Raw genomic sequence first — 19768 nt, forward strand, 5'->3', positions numbered from 1 at the left:
AGGCGATGACGATGGACAGACGATACGATGTGGCGTGCTTCGATCTCTACGGCACGCTGGTCGACATCCGCACCGACGAATACGACAAGAAGGCGTGGGAGAAGTTCCGCGGGTTCCTCAACGATTCGGGCATGGGTGTGCACTACGACGACCAATGGTTCCTGCGCGACCTGCTCGACCAGGCGCTGATCCTCGAACAGCGCCGCGCCGCCGAACGCGTGCGCGAGGCCGGCGTCGAGGATTGCCCGGACGAGTGCGTCGAGCCGAACCGCGGCGAGGGATATCGCTCGCTGTTCGCCGTGGCGGCGCCGCAGGGGCGCATCCCCGCCGTCTGGCAGGCCCAGGCCGACGAGATGGCGCTGCGCGCCGCATGGGTGTTCCGCAAGGCCAGCACCCGTCATATCGGACTGTATCCAGGGGCGCTGGAGATGCTGAGGAACCTGCGCGGGGCCGGCATGCGCACGGTGCTCGTCACCAACGCGCAATCCTGCTATACCGTGCCGGAATTGGAGATGCTCGGGCTGGACGTGCTGTTCGACGCCATCGTGATCTCCAGCGAGGAAGGCATCAAGAAACCTCATCCCGAGATCTTCCGCCGAGCGCTGGAACGTGTGGGCGCGACCCCCGACCGTGCGGTGATGATCGGCAACGACGAGCGGTGCGACATCATCGGCGCGAAGAACGCCGGCATCGACGGCGTGTACATCAATTCGGGCATCTCGCCCGAACATGATCCGCAGCGTTCCGAGGAGGCCGTGCTGTCGCTCGATCATCCCGACTACGACGCCCTGCTCGCTTTCCTCCTCGGCTAGGCTTCGGCCGGCGCGGCCGCCCGGGGTATCTCCGGTCAGCGCGGGAACGGGGCGTCGGTGCCGCGCAGCACCAGGCGCGGCCTGATGATCTCATGCGGTTGGTCGAGCGTCTCGCCGCGCATAAGAGCCAGTGCCTTGTGCGCGGCGTCACGGCCCATGTCCTGCGGATTCTGCCTCATGGTGGTGAGGTTCACCCAATCCGCGTTCTGCATGTCGTCAAAGCCGATGATCGAATAGTCCTGCGGCACGCGGTGCCCGTATCGGGCCAGCCTGGTGACCAGAGGGATGGCGAGCATGTCCATCTGACAGCAGATCGCGTCGGGAAAGCGGTCGAGCGCCAGCAGTTCGGCCAGCGCGGAGTCGATGAACTCCGGGCCGCGCGGCACGGTAATCGTCTGCCAGTCCAAGTCGCGGCCCGCCTCCACCGCCGACTCGCAGGCGCGGATGAACCCGCGGCCGCGGGCGTCGACGCTGGCGTCCAACGAGACGGCGGCCGCGGAGCACACGTAGACGATGCGGCGGTGCCCCAAACCGATGAGATGCTGCGTGGCCGTGAACATGCCCTCCTCGTCGTCGATGCGGATCGAGGCGTCGAGACTGTCGGAGGCCGAGGTGTTGATGCCGATCAGCGGCACATGCATGCTTTTGAGCTGCCCGACCTCGTTCGGGTCGATGGCGATCGAGGCCACGAACACCGCGTCCACGTTATGCCGCACGGGCATGGTGTCGAAGAACTCGCGACGGGTCTCGGCCGTGTCGATATGGTCGTACACTGCGATGTCGTAGCCTTCGTCGCGCAGCGTCGCGTTGAGCCCCGCGAACACCTGCACGTTGAACCAGCTGGTGATCGTGTCGTTCATCAGCAGGGCCACGCGGTTCGCCTGTCCGGTCTTCAGAGAGCCGGCCGAACGGGAGATCGTGAACTCCAATCGGTTCGCTGCTTCGAGCACCTTGCGCCGGGTTTTCTCGGAGACCATGTCCGGCCGCGTGAAGGCGCGGGAGACCGTCGAAATGGATACGCCGGCCGCTTTGGCCACCTCATGGATGTCAGCTCGTGCCATATCGCCTCCCGAACGCCGTCGTCTATGCTGCGCTCATTCTACTGCATTCCGCTGCATACGTTCGCAAGGTCGTGCGGACGTTCGGCTCGCGGGCGTCGCGCCGGTGGTGACGTCGGATCCGGCAAATAATAATCTAGATAAGTGGATGCCGTTACGATGATGTTCCAGGCGGCATCCACTGTTCACGTTGAGAATCGGCCGTGCGTCGCGACGCTCGCTCAGGCCGGTTCCTGGTTAGAAGGGCATATCATGACTTCGTCCGTATCCGCAGCCACGTTCACTCCCGCCATGCGCCCGAAGATGGACGAGGCGGCCACGCTGAAAGGCGAACATTGGCGCGTCGGCGTGCTGTCCGACTCGCTGCTGCGTCTCGAATGGTCCGACATCGGCGAGTTCGAGGACAACGCCACTCAGATGGCGTTCAATCGTGATTTCGGAGGGGAGGCGCCCCGATTCACGGTCGACGAGCGAGACGGACTGCTTATCGTCGAAACCGAAGCCCTGCGGCTGACCTACGATCGCAGGCCTTTCAGCAAGGAGGGCCTGAGCGTCGTGGTCAAAGGCGTGCCGCGCTCGCAGCGCAACACCTGGCATTACGGCGATGAACCTCACGGCAATCTGGGCGGCACCGCCCGTACCTTGGACGAGGTCGACGGCCGCACCGACATGGGGCTCGGCGTATGCTCTCTCGACGGGTGGGCCGTGATCGACGACTCCGCCTCGAACGTGGTCGTGGACGCAGAACGGGTGAACGGCGAACCTAATCCGTTCGGGATGTGGGTCGCGCCGCGCTGTCATGAAGAGACCGATCTCTACTTCTTCGGCCATGGTCTGCGGTTCAAGGATGCCGTGCGCGATCTCTATCGTCTGACCGGACCGACGCCGTTGTTGCCGCGCTTCGCGTTGGGCAACTGGTGGAGCCGCTACCATCGCTACACCGAGACGGAATACCTCGACCTGATGGACCGTTTCGAAGCTGAGAAACTGCCGTTCACCACCGCCGTCATCGATATGGACTGGCACCTGGTCGATGCCGTCGACCCCAAGTACGGCTCCGGTTGGACCGGATACACATGGAATCCCGAATTCTTCCCCGATCCGGAGCGGTTCCTGAGCGAGCTGCGCCGTCGCGGTATGAAAACCACGCTCAACGTGCATCCGCGCGACGGCGTGCGCGCCTTCGAAAAACCATACGCCGACATGGCCGCCGCCATGGGCGTGAACGCCGAGGCGGGCGAGCCGGTGGAATTCGATCTGACCAGCCCGAAGTTCATGGAAGCCTACTTCGCCATGCATCATGGGCTGGAAGGCGAAGGCGTCGACTTCTGGTGGCTGGACTGGCAGCAGGGTGGCGTGACCCGCATGCCCGGTCTCGACCCGCTGTGGATGCTCAACCACCTGCATTACCTGGATTCCGGGCGCGGCGGTCGCTGGCCGCTCACCTTCTCCCGCTACGCCGGCCCAGGTTCGCACCGCTACCCGGTCGGTTTCTCGGGGGACACCGTGGTGACCTGGGAATCGTTGAAATTCCAGCCCGAGTTCACCGCCACCGCCTCGAATATCGGCTACGGCTGGTGGAGCCACGACATCGGCGGCCATATGTTCGGCTACCGCGACGACGAACTCGAGGCGCGCTGGTATCAGCTGGGCGTGTTCAGTCCCATCAACCGCCTGCACTCCACCGACTCGCCATTCAACGGCAAGGAGCCGTGGAACTTCGACGGCAACACGCGTGAGGCGATGAACAAGGCCCTGCGCCTGCGCCACGAGCTGCTCCCGTACCTGTACACGATGAACTGGCGCGCGGCCTTCGCAGGCGAACCCATCGTGCAGCCGATGTACTGGGAGGCGCCCAACAACGACAGCGCCTACGATTACCGCAACGAATTCCGCTTCGGCAGCGAACTGCTGGTCGCGCCCATCGTGGACCCCGCCGATGCCGACGTGCGCCGCGCGAAAGCGGACGTATGGCTGCCTCAAGGCGAATGGTTCGACTTCTTCGACGGCCGCCGATACGTCTCCGCCGACGAGAACGGTCGCCGTCTGTCCGTATGGCGCGAGCTCGACCGCATCCCTGTGTTCGCCAAAGCCGGTGCGATCGTGCCGATGCAGCCGCTGGGCGGTGCGGCCGACCCGATCGAAGCCGGCACGCGTTGCAACGATGTCGCCAACCCGTATGCCATGCATGTGGTGGCGTTCCCCGGAGCGGACGGCGCGTTCACGCTATGCGAGGACGCCGGGCGCTTCACAAAGGCCGAGGATCTCGAGTCCGCCGCACGCGAAGCGGGCCTCGCCCAAACCGATATGCGTCTGGCTTGGAACGCGGATGGTTCTGGCTGCACATTCGCCATCGAACCTGTGCGTGGCGAAACCTCATCTGTGCCGGAAAAGCGCGAATGGACCGTCGTGTTGCGTGGCGTCTCCCCGGTGGCCTGCAGGGTCGCGGTGGACGGCGTCGACACCGACGTCGAGGTCTTCTACGATCGCGCGACGCTGAGCGCCAGCGTGACGCTGCCCGCGATCCCCGTCACCGCGCGCGTCGTCATCACGTTCACCCCCGCCGATGGCGGCACGACGCTGTTGGCCGACAATCCGGTGCATGACGACGCTTTCGCAGTGCTCAACAGCGCGCAGATGCTGTTCCTCACCAAAGGCAAGGCCATGGAGATGGTCGATCGTCTCGGTGTGGGCGCGCTCGCGGGCCTGCGCGCCTTGGAACGCGACAAGCGCGGCGAAGGCGACTTCTGGCAGTCGCATATGCCCGAGGGCGTGATCTGCGCTCTTGAGGAGATTCTGCTGCGTTCATAGCCGCGTCGGAATCGGAATTCGATGACGCATCGGTGTTCGTTCGGTTCACCGGGCGTCATCGAAGACCGCCCCACACGGCGTATTGGTGTAGCGTCGCGTATGCCTTTCCTTATGTGATGGCGAAGGCGGCGTACAGGGGCAGGCTGTGGAGCGGCACGTCCGTTCCGGAAACGACGTCGACGCCAAAGTCCCGTTCGGAAAGGCGGTACGCCACAGGGGAGTGGCCTTCGCGGACGAATCTGGCCAAGCTCTTCGCCGTGACATTCCGCGCGGATTTCACCTCGATAGGGATGGCTTCGGCCATGTCGTTCTGGAATACGAAATCCAATTCTCCGCGTTCCTTGCCCTTCGGCGTCCAATACAACGTCTTCAATCCGGCCGCTTTGAGGGTCTGCATGACATAGTTCTCCGCCAAAGCGCCGCGGAAGTCCGAAGACAGTAATTGCGCGGTCTGCGGGTTGAGGAACACCTCGGCTTTGATTCCGAACTTGGAGAACATGAGACCGGTGTCGGCCATGTAGATTTTGAAGTAGCTTCCTTCCTCGTCGGTGTATTCGGTCAGCGGCGGCGTACTGTCCTGCGTCATGTCGTTGCGGCTGACGATGCCGGCCGCCTCCAGCCATTCGAGCGGTTCGAGAAGACGCTCGCGGCGGCCTCCGCGGACCACTTCGGAATATTTGAACTTCTTGGTCGAAGAACGAAGAAGCTGCTTCGGCAGGCTGTCCCAAATCCGTTTGGCGGAAACCCCGCTGATGCCGTTGTCGGGATCCGTCATATCGTTCACGTAGGTGTCGTTGATTTCCTGCTGCTCCTGCGCCACCGCTTCGAAGGAATGCGTGGAGCGGTAGACGTCCACGACTTTGGGCATGCCGCCGATGACGAGATAGCGTCGATACAGATCCAAAGCCTTGTCGTGCAGGATGAACGAGCGCGGGTTGGCCGCGTGGTCTCGTATGGAATCGGCCAGGTGGGTTTCGTCGAGCGCCCACAGGAATTCCTCGAAATCAAGCGGCATCAGCTCGAGCTGACGCACTCCGGAGGGGAATGGCAGCGTGCGTTTCTTGATGGTGACGCCAAGCAGACTTCCGGTCGCGATGATTCGCCATTGCGAGCCGGAGAAGAAGCGCAACGCATTCAAGGCGCGCTCGCTGAGTTGGATTTCGTCGAGGAAAATAAGTGTTTTGCCGGGGGTTGCGATACGTCCCGAATACTCCTGTATGCGGGCGACGATGGCATCCGTGTCGTTGGTTGGCACGGCGAAGATGCGTTCGATGGTGCTGAGATCGGTCTGGAAATCCAATTCGATGACGTCATCATGAAAGAGCGTGTGGGCGAGATGCCTCACCATGGAGGTCTTGCCGGTTCGACGAGCTCCGCGGATGAGCAGTGGGTGCGTGTCTCCCGAAGTTGCCCAAGTCTCAATGGTTTGCGCGAGTTTGCGCGGCATATAGTCCATTTCCGCTCCTTCCGCATGGGATTGCAATCCCGTCGTGTACACGAAATTGTATCATTTCGTGTACATGGTGTACACGAAATTAGGTGAAAACGTGTACATGGTGTACACGAATTTATGTGATTTCGTGTACATGAGGGTCTGTCGGGTTACTGTCGAGCTGTGGCGACGCGAACTTGCGTTGCTGCGGCTCAACTTTTTTGTGTGGATGTGGGAATAAAAGTTGACGTGGTAAAGTTGAGTGGTGTAGGCTCAAGTTTTGGAACGGGTCGGATGGCGGATCGCAAGAGAGGCCGGAAGCCCGAAGAGGAAACGTGAGCGGGAAACCGTGAAACAACAACGCGCCGCGGGCGAGCCGGGGCGCACAATATAAGGAGCACACATTATGGCACGTGCAGTTGGCATCGATCTGGGTACCACCAATTCCTGCATCGCAACGCTGGAAGGCGGCGAGCCCACCGTTATCGTCAACGCCGAAGGCATGCGCACCACCCCGTCCGTGGTGGCGTTCAGCAAGTCCGGTGAAATCCTCGTCGGCGAGGTGGCCAAGCGTCAGGCCGTCACCAACGTCGACCGCACCATCTCCTCCGTCAAGCGCCACATGGGCACCGACTGGACCGTCGACATCGACGGCAAGAAGTGGACCCCGCAGGAGATCTCCGCGCAGGTGCTGATGAAGCTCAAGCGCGACGCCGAAGCCTACCTGGGCGAGCCCGTCACCGACGCGGTCATCACCTGCCCGGCGTACTTCAACGACGCCCAGCGTCAGGCCACCAAGGACGCCGGCACCATCGCCGGCCTCAACGTGCTGCGCATCATCAACGAGCCCACCGCCGCGGCCCTCGCCTACGGTCTGGAGAAGGGCAAGGAGGACGAGCGCATCCTGGTCTTCGATCTCGGCGGCGGCACCTTCGACGTCTCCCTGCTGGAGATCGGCAAGGACGACGACGGCTTCTCCACCATCCAGGTGCAGGCCACCAACGGCGACAACCACCTGGGCGGCGACGATTGGGACCAGAAGATCATCGACTGGCTCGTCGGCGAAGTCAAGAACAAGTACGGCGTCGACCTGGCCAAGGACAAGATCGCCCTGCAGCGTCTGAAGGAAGCCGCCGAGCAGGCCAAGAAGGAGCTCTCCTCCTCGACCTCAACCTCCATCTCCATGCAGTATCTGGCCATGACCCCCGACGGCACTCCGGTGCACCTCGACGAGCAGCTCTCCCGCGCCCGCTTCGAGGAGATGACCTCCGACCTGCTGGGCCGCTGCCGCACGCCGTTCAACAACGTGCTGCGCGACGCCGGCATCTCCGTGGGCGATATCGACCACGTGGTGCTGGTCGGCGGCTCCACCCGTATGCCCGCCGTCAAGGAGCTCGTCAAGGAGCTCACCGGCGGCAAGGAGCCGAACCAGTCCGTGAACCCGGATGAGGTCGTGGCCGTGGGCGCCGCCGTGCAGTCCGGCGTCATCAAGGGCGACCGCAAGGATGTGCTGCTGATCGACGTGACCCCGCTGTCGCTGGGCATCGAGACCAAGGGCGGCATCATGACCAAGCTCATCGACCGCAACACCGCCATCCCGACCAAGCGCAGCGAGGTGTTCTCCACCGCCGAGGACAACCAGCCCTCCGTGCTTATCCAGGTCTATCAGGGCGAGCGCGAGTTCGCGCGCGACAACAAGCCGCTGGGCACCTTCGAGCTGACCGGCATCGCTCCGGCTCCGCGTGGCGTGCCGCAGATCGAGGTCACCTTCGATATCGACGCCAACGGCATCGTGCACGTCTCCGCCAAGGACAAGGGCACCGGCAAGGAGCAGTCCATGACCATCACCGGCGGTTCCGGCCTGCCGAAGGACGAGATCGACCGCATGGTCAAGGAAGCCGAGGCGCACGAAGCCGAGGACAAGAAGCGCAAGGAGGAGGCCGAAACCCGCAACCAGGCCGAGGCGTTCGCCTACTCCACCGAAAAGCTCGTCAACGACAACAAGGACAAGCTTTCCGATGACGTGGTCAAGGAAGTGACCGAGAAGGTCGAAGCTCTGAAGGAATCCCTGAAGGGCGAGGACATCGAGGCCGTCAAGACCGCCCAGACCTCCCTGATGGAATCCGCCCAGAAGATCGGCCAGGCCCTCTACGCCCAGCAGGGTGCCGAAGGTGCGACCGCCGATGGCGCCGCCGGTGCCGCGGGTGCCGGCTCCGACGACGACACCGTCGAAGCCGAGGTCGTGGACGACGAGGACAACAAGTGATGTCTGAGTTCAACAAGGACGACTATCTGAACGATCTGCCGGACGCCGATCAGGCCGCCGATCAGGCCGCCGACCAGCCCGCCGACCAGCCCGCCGACAACGCGGACCAGGCGGCCGGTCCGGCTCCGGCGGACGCCGCCGAGGCTCCCGCTGAGGGCGCGGAGAACGAAGCGGCGGACACGAAGGCCGGCGACGGAGAATCCGCCGACGATACCCTGACCCCGCTGGGCAAAGCCAAGCAGGAGGCCGCGGAATACTTGGAGGCCTTGCAGCGCGAGCGCGCGGAGTTCATCAACTTCCGCAACCGCGCGCAGAAGGAGCAGGAGCGTTTCCGCCAGCACGGCATCATCGACGTGCTCACCGCCCTGCTGCCTGCACTCGACGATATCGACCGCATCCGCGAGCACGGCGAGATGGACGACTCCTTCAAGGCCGTCGCCGCCAAGTTCGACAAAGCCTTCGAGAAGTTCGGCGTGGAGAAGTTCGGCGAAAAAGGCGAGGACTTCGACCCGACCAAGCATGACGCGATCCTGCACAAGCCGGACGCGCAGGCCGAGAAGGAGACCGTCGACACCGTGGTGGAGGCCGGCTACCGCATCGGCGACCGTGTGATCCGCGCCGCCCGCGTCGTCGTCGCCTCACCCCAGAACTGATTGTGCTCGTCATCCGAGCGAGGCATCCTGTCATTCCGAGCGGAGTCGAGGAATCTCTCGAGATTCTTGCGCCTCCGCTCAGGATGACAGGACTGGAAAACAATGACTTATAACGAAAGGAGGCAGTGATGGCTGAGAATGAATGGTTGACCAAGGATTTCTACAAGGTCCTCGGTGTCTCCAAGGACGCCTCGGAATCCGACATCACCAAGGCCTACCGCAAGCTGGCCCGTCAATACCATCCCGACCTCAACAAAACCAAGGAAGCCGAGGAGAAATTCAAAGACATCTCCGAAGCCTACGACGTGTTGAGCAATAAGGACCAACGTCAGAAGTACGACGCCATCCGCCAGTTCGGCATGGGCGGCGCGCGTTTCGCCGGCGGCGGTGCGGGCGGATTCGATGGCGCCGGCTTCTCCGACATCTTCGGATCGATGTTCGGCGGCGGCATGGGCGGCAACGGTTCGCGCGTCCGCTTCCAGACGCAGGGCGGCGGACAGCCGAACCTCAACGACATCTTCTCGATGTTCGGAGGCGCGGCCGGAGCCGGTCAAGGCGGCTCCCCGTACGGCGCGGGCGCGCAGTACGGCTACGAGCAGACGCCGCGGCCCGAGGATGGCGAGGACCGCAACTCGCAGATCAGCCTGACTTTCCGCCAGGCGGTGAAGGGCGCGACCGTCAGCCTGTCCGTCGATGGCAAGAAGTTCAAGGCGCATGTGCCCGCAGGCGTCAAGGACGGCCAGAAGATCAAACTCTCCGGCAAGGGCAAGCCCGGCCGCAATGGCGGCAAAACCGGCGATCTGTATCTGAATGTGTCCGTCAAAGCCGATCCGCGGTTCTCGATGCGCGGCGACGACATCGTCATGGTCTTGCCCGTCACCGTGGGCGAGGCGGTGGCCGGAGCGAAAATCGAGGTTTCGGACATCGACGGCAATCCCGTCACCTTCAAAGTGCCCGCCGGCTCGTCCAGCGGCAGCGAAGTGACGATCCCGGGCAAAGGCGTGCGGTCCGGCAACCGGTCCGGCGATCTGATCGGCCGTGTCGAGATCCATGTTCCGGCCAAACCGGGCTTGGGCCTCAAACGCGCGGCTAAGGAATTCGACAAGGAATCCGGCGACTTCGCCGACACCCTGGGTCGATAACGACACCACACCATGCGGGCGGTTCCCTCGCCGAGGGGCCGCCCGCATAACAACACCAGCAAGGAGGGTCGAAGATGGCGCGACCGATACAACAGATGCGTCAGCTGTACGCGATGTGCGCGACGGCCCTCGTCATGGGCCGTGCCGATTTGGACGGTGCCGACGAGGTCGGTTTCGACGTCTCCCTGCCCATCTTCTCCGTCGGGCAGGCCGCCGAACTGGCCGGCGTGCATCCCCAAACCCTGCGGCAATACGACCGTGTGGGACTGGTGGTGCCACAGCGCACCGAAGGCGGCGCGCGGCGCTACTGCCTGCGCGACATCGCCCGCTTGGCGCAAGCCCAGAGGCTCAGCCAGGATGAAGGCATCAACGTGGCCGGCATCACACGCATTCTGGAACTTCAGGAGGAGAACCGCCAACTGCGTCGGCAGAACCGCAGACTGCAGGCCGCTGGCGAGGACAGCGTATTCGCCGCGGGCCGTGACGGCGACATCGTCGAAGTGCAGCGGTCCAACAGCGCCCGCATGTGGCGTCGGGCGATACGGCAGGATGCGCGGGCGCTTCCTTCCCGCCACGAGCCGTATGAGGAGAACGACGTGGACGACTCCAAATCCGTGGTCATTTGGGGCTGGCGCTGATATCTTTTCGCTCTGACACGGGCCGGAATTCCCGAAAAACTCCGTGTTTATGCCATAAGGGATAAAGCGAATCCTTCAAGCCAGACATTGCGGCGATCATAACCAGCCCCTGATATCGTGATGATTGCTCGAAACTGTCCGCCCCGTTGACGTCCCGGGGGGGGGGGGGTATTCTTTTTCTGACCTGTGCGAACGGTTCATCTGAATGATAAGGGGCGGTGATGGCGCGACAGTTGTTTTCCTCGCGCACGCGAAAAGCATTGGAATCATTGGATGCTGTTGTGTCCGTCAGTGCGGCCCGCATCACCTATTCGGAGGACTTCCGCAAGGAATGCATGCGGCGTTACGCCCAAGGGGAATCTCCCGCCGCGATTTTCCGCGAGGCCGGGTTGGATCCCAAAATTATTGGATACAAGCGCATCGAGCGTTGCATTGCCCGCTGGCGCGACAAACAAGCGCAATAGACGACATCCTCCTCACCTGTCTTACGTGTTTGGTGAGATGGAGCGGTACGTGTTGGCATATGCGTTGCGCGGAGGAAAACCATGCTGTTGAAAGCCGTGTTCTGGGATCTGGACGGCACTCTTATCGACTCCGAACCTTATTGGCATCAGGGTGAGATCGTGATCGCCCACGCCAACGGCGGCGAATGGGACGAGAACGACGGATGGGAAGGCTCGGGCACGCCCGTGCCTGATGTTGCCCGACGGATGATCGCCAAAGGCTGCGCGCTCACCGTCGAGCAGATCGACAAGCAGCTTAAGGACTACGTGTACCATGCGGAGGTCGAGCGTCTGCCGTGGATCGACGGCGTGCAGGAGGTGCTGCGCTCGCTGAAGGATGCCGGCGTGCCCTCGATGCTGGTCACCACCTCTCCCCGCCGCATGGCCGAGAATATCATGGCCCAGACCGGCGGATTGTTCGAAGGCTATGTATGTGGCGACGATCCCGTGGCCCACAAGCCCGATCCCGCGCCGTATCTGACGGCGGCCGCCCGCTTGGGCATCGCGCCGGAGGATATGCCGTATTGCGTGGTGGTGGAGGATTCCATGACCGGCATCAGGGCGGGGGCGGCCTCCGGGGCGACTACGATCGCCCAGACCGGCTGGATTCGCAACGATACCTCGATGGGTCCGCAGTTCGCCTCGATCGCTTCGTATGTGGGGATCGACGCCACCGCGTTGGATGCGTTCGTGCGTCAGCGTGTCGCCTGAGACTCCAACGAAAATCTAACGTTGTACTAATGGTGCTTGCGTGCTGTTCGCAAGAGGTGTACTCTCTGAGTGTCACCACAAGTACAAGGTTGTACTAACAACTGAACGCCTTGGTGCGGCAAGCCGAATATGGGCATGCCGCACCGCTTTCCGTTGAAGAACAACGTTGTACGGAACGAAGATTATCGCTGAAAGGACGCAGATGGCACAACAGAACGAGGCGACCCAGGCCCGCCTGGTCGTGGACAATGAATTCGAAGTGGCTCCGGTCAACGACCGACTGTTCGGCTCCTTCGTGGAGCATCTGGGCCGCTGCGTGTACGGCGGCATCTACGAACCAGGCCATCCGACCGCGGACGAGGACGGATTCCGCCAAGACGTGATCGATCTGGTCAAGGAGCTGGGCGCCACCGCCATCCGTTACCCCGGCGGCAACTTCGTCTCCGGCTATCGTTGGGAAGACGGCGTCGGCCCCAAGGAGAGCCGTCCCCGCCGCCTCGATCTGGCCTGGCACTCCACCGAAACCAACGAATTCGGCCTGCACGAGATGGCCAAGTGGCTGGATAAGGCCGGCGGCAACGAACTGATGGAGGCCGTGAACCTCGGCACCCGCGGCCTTGAGGAGGCCCTCGACCTGCTGGAATACGCCAACATCCCCTCCGGCACCAAGCTTTCCGACGAGCGCCGCGCGAACGGCGCCGAAGAACCGTTCGGCATCAAGATGTGGTGCCTGGGCAACGAGATGGACGGCGACTGGCAGACCGGTCATAAAACCGCCGAAGAGTACGGCACGCTGGCCGCCTCCGTCGCGCGCGGCATGCGCTCCCTCGATCCGGACGTGGAGCTGGTGGTGTGCGGATCGTCGTCCCACGGGATGGACACCTTCGGCACGTGGGAGGAGACCGTGCTGCAGAAGACCTACGAGCTGGTCGACTTCATCTCCTGCCACGCCTACTATCATCCCGAACTGCAAGAGGACGGCTCGCGCGATATGGTGAGCTTCATGGCCTCGGGCGAGGATATGGACGGCTTCATCAACGACGTCGCCGCCGCGATCGACGCCACCAAGGCGCGTCTGAAAAGCAAGCATGAGGTGTTCATCTCCTTCGACGAATGGAATGTGTGGTACCTCAACGAGGAGCCGAGCAAGAACCCCGAAGGCATCGGCAACTGGCCGGTGGCCCCGCGTCTGCTGGAGGACGTGTACACGGCGGCCGACGCGGTGGTGTTCGGCGATCTGCTGATCACGCTGCTCAAAAACGCCGACCGCGTGCACGCCGCCAGCCTGGCGCAGCTGGTCAACGTGATCGCGCCGATCATGACCGAGCCGGGCGGTCCGGCTTGGCGTCAGACCACGTTCTACCCGTTCTCCCTGACCGCGCAGCTTGCCAAAGGCGGCACCGTGCTCGAGCCCAAGCTCGCCTCCGGCACATTCGACACCCCGCGCTACGGCGAGGTTCCGGCCGTCAACTCGGTGGCCGTGCGCGGCGCGGACGGTTCGGTGAACGTGTTCGTGGTGAACCGCTCGCTCGAGGCGCCGGCCGAATTCGAGGTCAAACTCCCCGAAGGATTCGAAAGCGCCGAAATCGAAGCCCAGACCCTGCATGAGGACGACATTCTGGCCTGCAACACGTTGGACGACCGGAACCGCGTGACCCTGCACGCCAACGACACCATCGCGTTCGATGCCGCATCCGGCACCGTGCGCGTAACCCTGCCCCCGGTCTCCTGGACCGCGGTGCGTGTGAAGTGAGCCGTATGAGCGGCGCTGATCCTAGGGGCTTGTAGGTTCTTGTAGGGTTCCGCAGTATTGTGTGGGCCGGTCTCGATATGACGGCCGGCCCATTTCCGCTGCATACAGCGGTGCTTCTTGTGAGACCGTTCCCATGAAGGCGTGCGACAATGGATAGCGGTTTATCGACGGATGGTGTCGCGAACAAGGAGGTTGGGCATGAATGAGCGCGTGACGATTAAGGATGTGGCCCGCGAGGCCGGTGTCTCCATCAAAACGGTGTCCAACGTGCTCAACAACACCGGCAGCATGCGTCCGGAAACCCGGCAGCGCGTGGAAGAGACCATACACAGGCTCGGATACACCGTCAACATCTCCGCGCGGGCGATGCGCGGCGGCGGCACACGTCTGATCGGATTGGGCATCTTCGATTTCTCCCAGCCGTTCGCGCCCTACCTTGCCGACATCGTGATCGACTACGCGCGCGAGCGGCAGTACGGCGTGATCATCAACACCTATGGCCAGGGCGGCGGAGGATTGCCCTCCATCATCGAAGACACGTACCGTCTGGGAGCTGACGGTTGGCTGTTCTTCACCGAACGCCCGCTATTGAACGAAGGGGCGGTGCTGGAACAGCCGTACCCGGTGGTGGCCATGGGCGATTACCGAACGCACGGCAAAGCGGACCTCGTCACCATGCCCAACACCGAGGCGGTCCGCCACGCCGTTAGGCGTCTGGTTGCCGGCGGATGCAAGCGGATCGCGATGCTCGGAGCGCCGACGGGATGGACCCGCGATGCCGTGATGTCGGCCGACGAAGGCACCCAGGCGTTGCGTACGCAAGGATTCGTGGAAGGGCTGCTCTCCTGCGGGGTGGACGTGGATTGGCGGATGATCATACCGGTGATGGAATGGAACCTGTCCGGCGGCGTGCGGGCCGCGTCGGAACTGCTGGATTCCGACTTGAATCCCGATGCCATCATCTGTCTGAACGACGCCATGGCGTTGGGCGCGATGCATGAGCTGCAGCGGCGCGGCGTCCGCGTGCCCGACGATATGCAGATCATCGGCTTCGACAACGTGCCTGAAGCGCGGTACGCCGTGCCCGCGCTCACCAGCGTCAATCCTCATGTCGAAGAGTATGCGAAGAAGGCGGTCGATATGCTGATCGAGCGGATCGAAGGGTATCGCGGTCCCGCTCGCAACTTCGTCACGGATTTCAGCATCGAGGAGCGCGCCTCCACCCGGCTGTGATGTGACGGCGACTTCTCAAGGCTTGCGCTCTAAGCACCGTCGTTGAAGCTTTTCGTCAAGGGCTGCCCAAGAGAATTTGCTGCTTGGGGGCGGGCGTGACTTGCTGCCACTGCGGAGTCATTCGGATCTGATGGTTTGCTTGGGCGCTTTGACGTTGTAATTGTGCAGGTTTGCATGGGTTTGTCGGCTTAGTGCTGGCTGCTGGTAGGGTTGGGGAGGTTTGGAAATACGACCTGTACCTTAGAGGATTAAGTAATCTCATGGGATTTGTGAATTTTATCGTTGAACTGCTGAAGGATCCGCGTGCCGCCATCGCCGGCTGGATCGCCATGGGTGTGGCGCCCACGCTCGGTTTCATCTTCCTGATCATCTTCATTGAAACGGGTGTGGTGTTCTTCCCGTTCCTGCCCGGCGACTCCCTGCTGTTCGCCGCGGGCGTGTTCGCCGCGCCGGATGAGACCGGCAAGGCCGCGCTGCCGCTGATGGCGTTGCTGCCGGTGGTGTGGCTCGCGCCGATCATCGGAGACCAGTGCAACTATTTCATCGGCCACTTCTTCGGACGCCGCATCATCCAGTCCGGCAAAGTCAAGGCCATGACCCCCGAACGCATCGCCAAAACCGAAGGCATGATCGAAAAGTGGGGCCCTCTTGCGGTGTTCCTGGGACGCTTCTTCCCGTTCATCCGCACGTTCATGCCGTTCATCTCCGGCATCTCCGGCATGCGCTGGAGCCGTTTCACGCCGTTCTCCGTGCTGGGCGGCATCGTGTGGTCCACACTGTTCACACTGCTCGGCTACTTCTTCGGCGGCATCCCCGCCGTGCAGGAACACTTCGAACTGGTGATCATCCTGATTCTGGCAGTGTCTCTGCTGCCTACGTTCATCGGTCTGTTCAAGGCCAAGTTCGGCAAGAAGAAGCCGGCTGCTGCCGCTGCCGCGACCGGCGAAGCTGGCGAGTCCGGCGCTGCCGGCGAGGGAGCTTCCGCCGAATAATTTCGGCTTTGTTGGCCAAACGCAATTCGACGTGGCATTCTGTGCGCGACACGGAAGCCGCGTCGAATTGCGTTTGGGCAGAGGTCGTATTAAAGTAACGTGAGTTGCCTTGCGGAGCAAAGCAACAACCCAAGGGGCTGTAGCTCAGTTGGTAGAGCGCTTCGTTCGCATCGAAGAGGTCGTGGTTTCGATTACCATCAGCTCCACGAAGGACCCTCCGGAATTCCACCTCCGGAGGGTTTTTCATTATTTTCAGCCGCTTATCCGCCGCATCGCTGCAGTCCGCAGTTGCGTCGAATGCCGATCGGCGGTGATTATAGGTACACGGTTAGGTACACACCAATAATGAGCGTTATCTTTCCATTTGCGCAAGCGGAAGACAAGGCAGTCGCGTGGCGCTGCTCTTATGGGAGCATGTCGGGACGCGGCTATCTGCGTTACCGGTAGTGGATTCTGGGGTTTGCGGAGGTCTATCTGCGTTACGGGTAGTGCCTGTATGCGTGTATGTCGAGTATGTTTGGCGGAATTTCAAGGCCTGTATATGGTCGTAGTACTGAACCGGCACTACCGGTAACGCAGATTGACATCTGCAGGTAGCCAAATCCACTACCGGTAACGCAAATACGGCTGTGGCGTCCTGCTTGCTTATGGTGTTCGGCTGATGCCAAAGGTCTCTTGATAGGCGTGGGCGGCATCAGCGGTCGACTTGCTGCATAGCGGAACACGTGATGCCTGTGTAATCAGGATGACGGGCCGATTGCCGCAACAGTGACCGAGTCGTTTAATGATTCGCGTAGCGTTCCTGTCTTATAGCTAATTTCGCGACTGTCAAATACCCGTCAAATACCCGTCAAATAAATTTTCGTTGAAATTCCACGGTTTTGGCGATCTTAGGCATTATTCGTCGGTTTACTCGTCAAATAAACTGTCGAAAGATTGGGGCGGCTTTTCTATGGCGGTTCGGTGCGGTCGACCGGATTGCGGGGAGTTGTGATTTGCATCTGATGGTACCGTCTGTATCTGTGAATGATTTAACGCCGACAGAGCGTATTGCAGCTTTTCTTTCGTCGGGAGTCAGTCACAAGACTTCGTAAATCGCTAAGGCAATCGAAATCTAGGAACAAAGAACCTGCGCGCTGCTCCGCTATTTTCCGAATTCGAGCACTACTCCTTCTTAGGGCATTCATATCTAACCTAGATGTGAGTTATCTCGACAATCAGGATAAGTTGCTTGGCCTGGTGAGAAGTGGTGAACTGAGCAAATTAAGTGTATGCTTGTGGACGCTGGAGAACTTGTTGGCGGAAAGGGGGAGAAAATGTCTGCGCCGGTGACCGCTCCTTCCGAAATGGAGATTAGTCTGCGCGTGACTCCCCAGGACGCCTTCGATTTGCTGAAGCAGCAGATCGACCCTATGACAGGGTTCGATGAGGATACTCGACCTGTGTGGGTAGATGATTCGGCATATCTGAAGACGCTGTTGGAGAGCTGATGCGCCCCACGGTATGTGTCATTTTCGATTGCAACATATACATTGATGTGGCTTTGGCTCTTGGAACCGGTGCCAAGCAAACTGATTTACGCACGTTTGAGGCCGCGAGCAGGCCTTTGCAGGCGGAAATCGACTCGTTCCGTGCTGTTATTAGCGGACAGTTTGGCCCCTATGGTCTTATGTTAGGTAGCTCGTCCCATATTCGGGAGATCGTAAAACATCAACTTTCAAAGCAGCATGGGTGGCCGGAGCGGAAAACTGATCTTTTCCTTAGCGAGTTTCATGATGAGTTGGTCGACATTGTTCTAACAGGATTTGTCGGGGAGGAACACGTACCGCCGCTGGACCATGAGGACGGCGTCGTGTTCGGTACCTGCCATGAGATCAGCAATAGGGAAGGAATCATGCAAACGATTCTTGTGACGCGAGATCGTCAATTCATTGAATCGATGAGTTCCATCCCCTCTCATACCACTGTTCTACATCCGCTGGGATTCATGAAGATGTGTGAAGCGGCTCGTCGATTCGTCCGACCCATATGAGTTATCAAATGTGTCCGCAGGGCCTATCAGGAGCGTGACCGACTACCCCGTGACCAAGCGCGATCCTTCCCAGTCGACTTGCCAATAACGTGTGCACTCCATGTGCGGCGTGGAGAACGATGCGGCCGGTGGGAATGAACAATACTTTTGCGGTTCGAGAGTAACGGCGGTTTTAGATTTATATCGGATTCTGTTGGCCAACCGTAATGAAGTCGGGCTAAGCTCGGAGGAGTTGGTTGACGATAAGGGGAATGTATGCCGGAATTTGATTTTCAGCGCAAGCAGGCGGAGGCGCAAGCCTCGGCTCAAGCGAGAGATGCTCAGGCTGGTGGAGCACAGGATGGATCTCAGGCCGGAATGCAGTCAGACGTTCAATCCGCGACGCAGGTTTTCCAGCAGACGCCAATGCGGGATGTTACAAGTCATGCGCCGATTCCGGATGAATATGTCACCGCGACCATGCCAATGAATCCGGCTTCGTCGCCGGCTTCGTCGCCGGCGAGTCCGCCGAGTTTCAGCCCGGCGACTGGCGTTCACGCCGCCAGCCAGCCGTATGCGCACGCGGGTCAGAATGGTAGCGCCCTGCAATGGAACGAAGTGATTGGCGAGACGCGGACGATGCCGGCCGCACAGTCGTTCCAGCAGCCTCAACAGCCTGGCGGTAGCCCGTCTGCCCCGCGTAGCAAGAAAGGCAATCCGGTGACACGTTGGATCACAGGCCCCAGCAAACATGGATTCCTAAGTTTCTGGCTGTGGGTGTTGACCCTGCCATGCGTGGGCATTATGGCATTGCGTATGCTGCCGGAATCCGATCAGGATGGTCGCGCCCTACCGGAGATCATCGCGTTCGTGCCTATATTCGGCATTCTTTCCGCCGCGATTCTTGTGCTGGCCGTGCTGTGGCGCCGGTGGCTGCTCGCCGCCGTGTCACTGGTGTGCGTGGTGATTCAAATCAGTTGGCATATCGGGTTCTTTGTGCCGTCCGCCTCCATTTCGGATTCCGCCCGGCAGGCCGTGCAGACCGCAGCCAGTGTGGACGATAACGTGGCCCGCATCATGACCCTCAACACCAAGGAGGGGCAGGCAAACGCCGCCAGCATTGTCGCCACGGTGCGTGAGCAGCATGTGGAGGTGCTGGCTTTGCAGGAGGTGCATCAGAGCCTGTTGGAGGAGTTGCAGACGGCGGGGATCTATGATGTGCTGCCGTATATGGTCACGTCGGTCTCCACGGATTCCGACAACGGCGGCATGAACGTGCTGTTCACGATGGCTCCGATGAGCAATATCTCGCAAAGTCTGCTGCCGATCGAAACCTCCCAAATGCCCGCGTGCACCATCACCATCGGCTCCACGCAGGTGCGTTTCGTCTCCGCCCATCCGAATTCGCCCACACGCGGTCTGCAAGGCCTGTGGAGCGAAGGTCTGAGCACCATCGGCAGTCTAAAGGATTACGACTGGACCTACGTGATTATGGGCGATTTCAACTCCACCTGGGACCATCCGCGCTTCCGCAGCTTGCTTGGCGACCGTTTTGTGGATGCCGGCGAGCAGTCGGGGGAGGGCTTCCACTTCACCTATCCCAGTAATTCCAAGATTCCTTCAGTGATTGAGATCGACCACATCATTCATGACAAGGGCGTGACGGTGGCCGATCTCGATACGGTCGAAATCGCCGGCACCGATCATAAGGCGCTGCTGGGCACGCTGGAGACGGATAGCTAAAGCGCTCGCC

General features: G+C 61.2%; 16 protein-coding genes and 1 tRNA gene. 15 read left to right on the plus strand and 2 right to left on the minus strand.

All coding sequences use genetic code 11. The annotated features are described in order from the left end of the window. The first annotated feature begins 11 nt into the window (after positions 1 to 11). Positions 12 to 812, plus strand: a complete 801-nt coding sequence (locus BE0216_RS08045; protein ID WP_226805745.1) for an HAD family hydrolase — start codon at positions 12 to 14, stop codon at positions 810 to 812. Between the two features lie 35 nt (positions 813 to 847). Here BE0216_RS08045 and BE0216_RS08050 read toward each other — a convergent pair whose 3' ends face one another. Continuing rightward, positions 848 to 1873, minus strand: a complete 1026-nt coding sequence (locus BE0216_RS08050; RefSeq protein WP_094637452.1) for a LacI family DNA-binding transcriptional regulator — start codon at positions 1871 to 1873, stop codon at positions 848 to 850. 249 nt (positions 1874 to 2122) lie between these two features. Here BE0216_RS08050 and BE0216_RS08055 point away from each other — a divergent pair, with 249 nt between their 5' ends. Continuing rightward, positions 2123 to 4681, plus strand: coding sequence for a glycoside hydrolase family 31 protein (locus tag BE0216_RS08055; RefSeq protein ID WP_094637453.1), 2559 nt, complete (start codon positions 2123 to 2125; stop codon positions 4679 to 4681). Positions 4682 to 4790: 109 nt separating this feature from the next. On the opposite strand, the gene BE0216_RS08060 is transcribed toward BE0216_RS08055, so the two are convergent. Then, positions 4791 to 6137 carry an ATP-binding protein gene (locus BE0216_RS08060; protein ID WP_094637454.1) on the minus strand — a complete coding sequence of 449 codons (1347 nt, stop codon included), beginning with the start codon at positions 6135 to 6137 and terminating at the stop codon, positions 4791 to 4793. 382 nt (positions 6138 to 6519) lie between these two features. Here BE0216_RS08060 and dnaK point away from each other — a divergent pair, with 382 nt between their 5' ends. The 13 genes from dnaK (at position 6520) to BE0216_RS08125 (ending at position 19758) form a co-directional block, all read left to right on the plus strand. After that, entirely contained in the window at positions 6520 to 8379 is a 1860-nt protein-coding gene (gene dnaK / locus BE0216_RS08065) for a molecular chaperone DnaK (protein WP_094637456.1), read from the plus strand. Then, positions 8379 to 9032: a nucleotide exchange factor GrpE gene (grpE, locus tag BE0216_RS08070; protein ID WP_094637457.1), complete on the plus strand. Its 654-nt coding sequence runs from the start codon at positions 8379 to 8381 to the stop codon at positions 9030 to 9032. The genes dnaK and grpE overlap by 1 nt, the downstream gene beginning before the upstream one ends. Positions 9033 to 9160: 128 nt before the next feature. After that, positions 9161 to 10174 (plus strand): DnaJ C-terminal domain-containing protein, encoded by a 1014-nt coding sequence (locus tag BE0216_RS08075; RefSeq protein ID WP_094637458.1) that lies wholly within the window; start codon positions 9161 to 9163, stop codon positions 10172 to 10174. A 74-nt stretch (positions 10175 to 10248) separates the two neighbouring features. Next, positions 10249 to 10812, plus strand: coding sequence for a heat shock protein transcriptional repressor HspR (locus BE0216_RS08080; protein WP_094637459.1), 564 nt, complete (start codon positions 10249 to 10251; stop codon positions 10810 to 10812). Positions 10813 to 11033: 221 nt separating this feature from the next. Beyond that, on the plus strand, positions 11034 to 11276 hold the full coding sequence (locus BE0216_RS08085; RefSeq protein WP_094637460.1) for an HTH domain-containing protein: 243 nt from the start codon (positions 11034 to 11036) through the stop codon (positions 11274 to 11276). 81 nt (positions 11277 to 11357) lie between these two features. Next, positions 11358 to 12026 (plus strand): HAD family hydrolase, encoded by a 669-nt coding sequence (locus BE0216_RS08090; protein WP_094637461.1) that lies wholly within the window; start codon positions 11358 to 11360, stop codon positions 12024 to 12026. Positions 12027 to 12228: 202 nt separating this feature from the next. Continuing rightward, complete coding sequence (gene arfA, locus BE0216_RS08095; RefSeq protein ID WP_094637462.1) at positions 12229 to 13779, plus strand: arabinosylfuranosidase ArfA; 1551 nt, start codon at positions 12229 to 12231, stop codon at positions 13777 to 13779. Positions 13780 to 13977: 198 nt separating this feature from the next. Next, entirely contained in the window at positions 13978 to 15012 is a 1035-nt protein-coding gene (locus BE0216_RS08100) for a LacI family DNA-binding transcriptional regulator (RefSeq protein ID WP_094637463.1), read from the plus strand. Between the two features lie 260 nt (positions 15013 to 15272). After that, a complete protein-coding gene (locus tag BE0216_RS08105) occupies positions 15273 to 16004 on the plus strand; it encodes a DedA family protein (RefSeq protein ID WP_094637464.1) in 732 nt (243 codons plus the stop codon). A gap of 133 nt (positions 16005 to 16137) precedes the next feature. Beyond that, positions 16138 to 16210 (plus strand) — tRNA-Ala (locus BE0216_RS08110). A 1110-nt stretch (positions 16211 to 17320) separates the two neighbouring features. After that, positions 17321 to 17494 carry a hypothetical protein gene (locus tag BE0216_RS08115; RefSeq protein WP_158217241.1) on the plus strand — a complete coding sequence of 58 codons (174 nt, stop codon included), beginning with the start codon at positions 17321 to 17323 and terminating at the stop codon, positions 17492 to 17494. Further along, positions 17494 to 18036: a hypothetical protein gene (locus tag BE0216_RS08120; protein ID WP_094637466.1), complete on the plus strand. Its 543-nt coding sequence runs from the start codon at positions 17494 to 17496 to the stop codon at positions 18034 to 18036. The genes BE0216_RS08115 and BE0216_RS08120 overlap by 1 nt, the downstream gene beginning before the upstream one ends. A 255-nt stretch (positions 18037 to 18291) precedes the next feature. Further along, positions 18292 to 19758, plus strand: a complete 1467-nt coding sequence (locus tag BE0216_RS08125; protein ID WP_094637467.1) for an endonuclease/exonuclease/phosphatase family protein — start codon at positions 18292 to 18294, stop codon at positions 19756 to 19758. The last annotated feature ends 10 nt before the right edge of the window (positions 19759 to 19768 follow it).

Source organism: Bifidobacterium eulemuris (assembly GCF_014898155.1).
Lineage (GTDB): Bacteria > Actinomycetota > Actinomycetes > Actinomycetales > Bifidobacteriaceae > Bifidobacterium > Bifidobacterium eulemuris.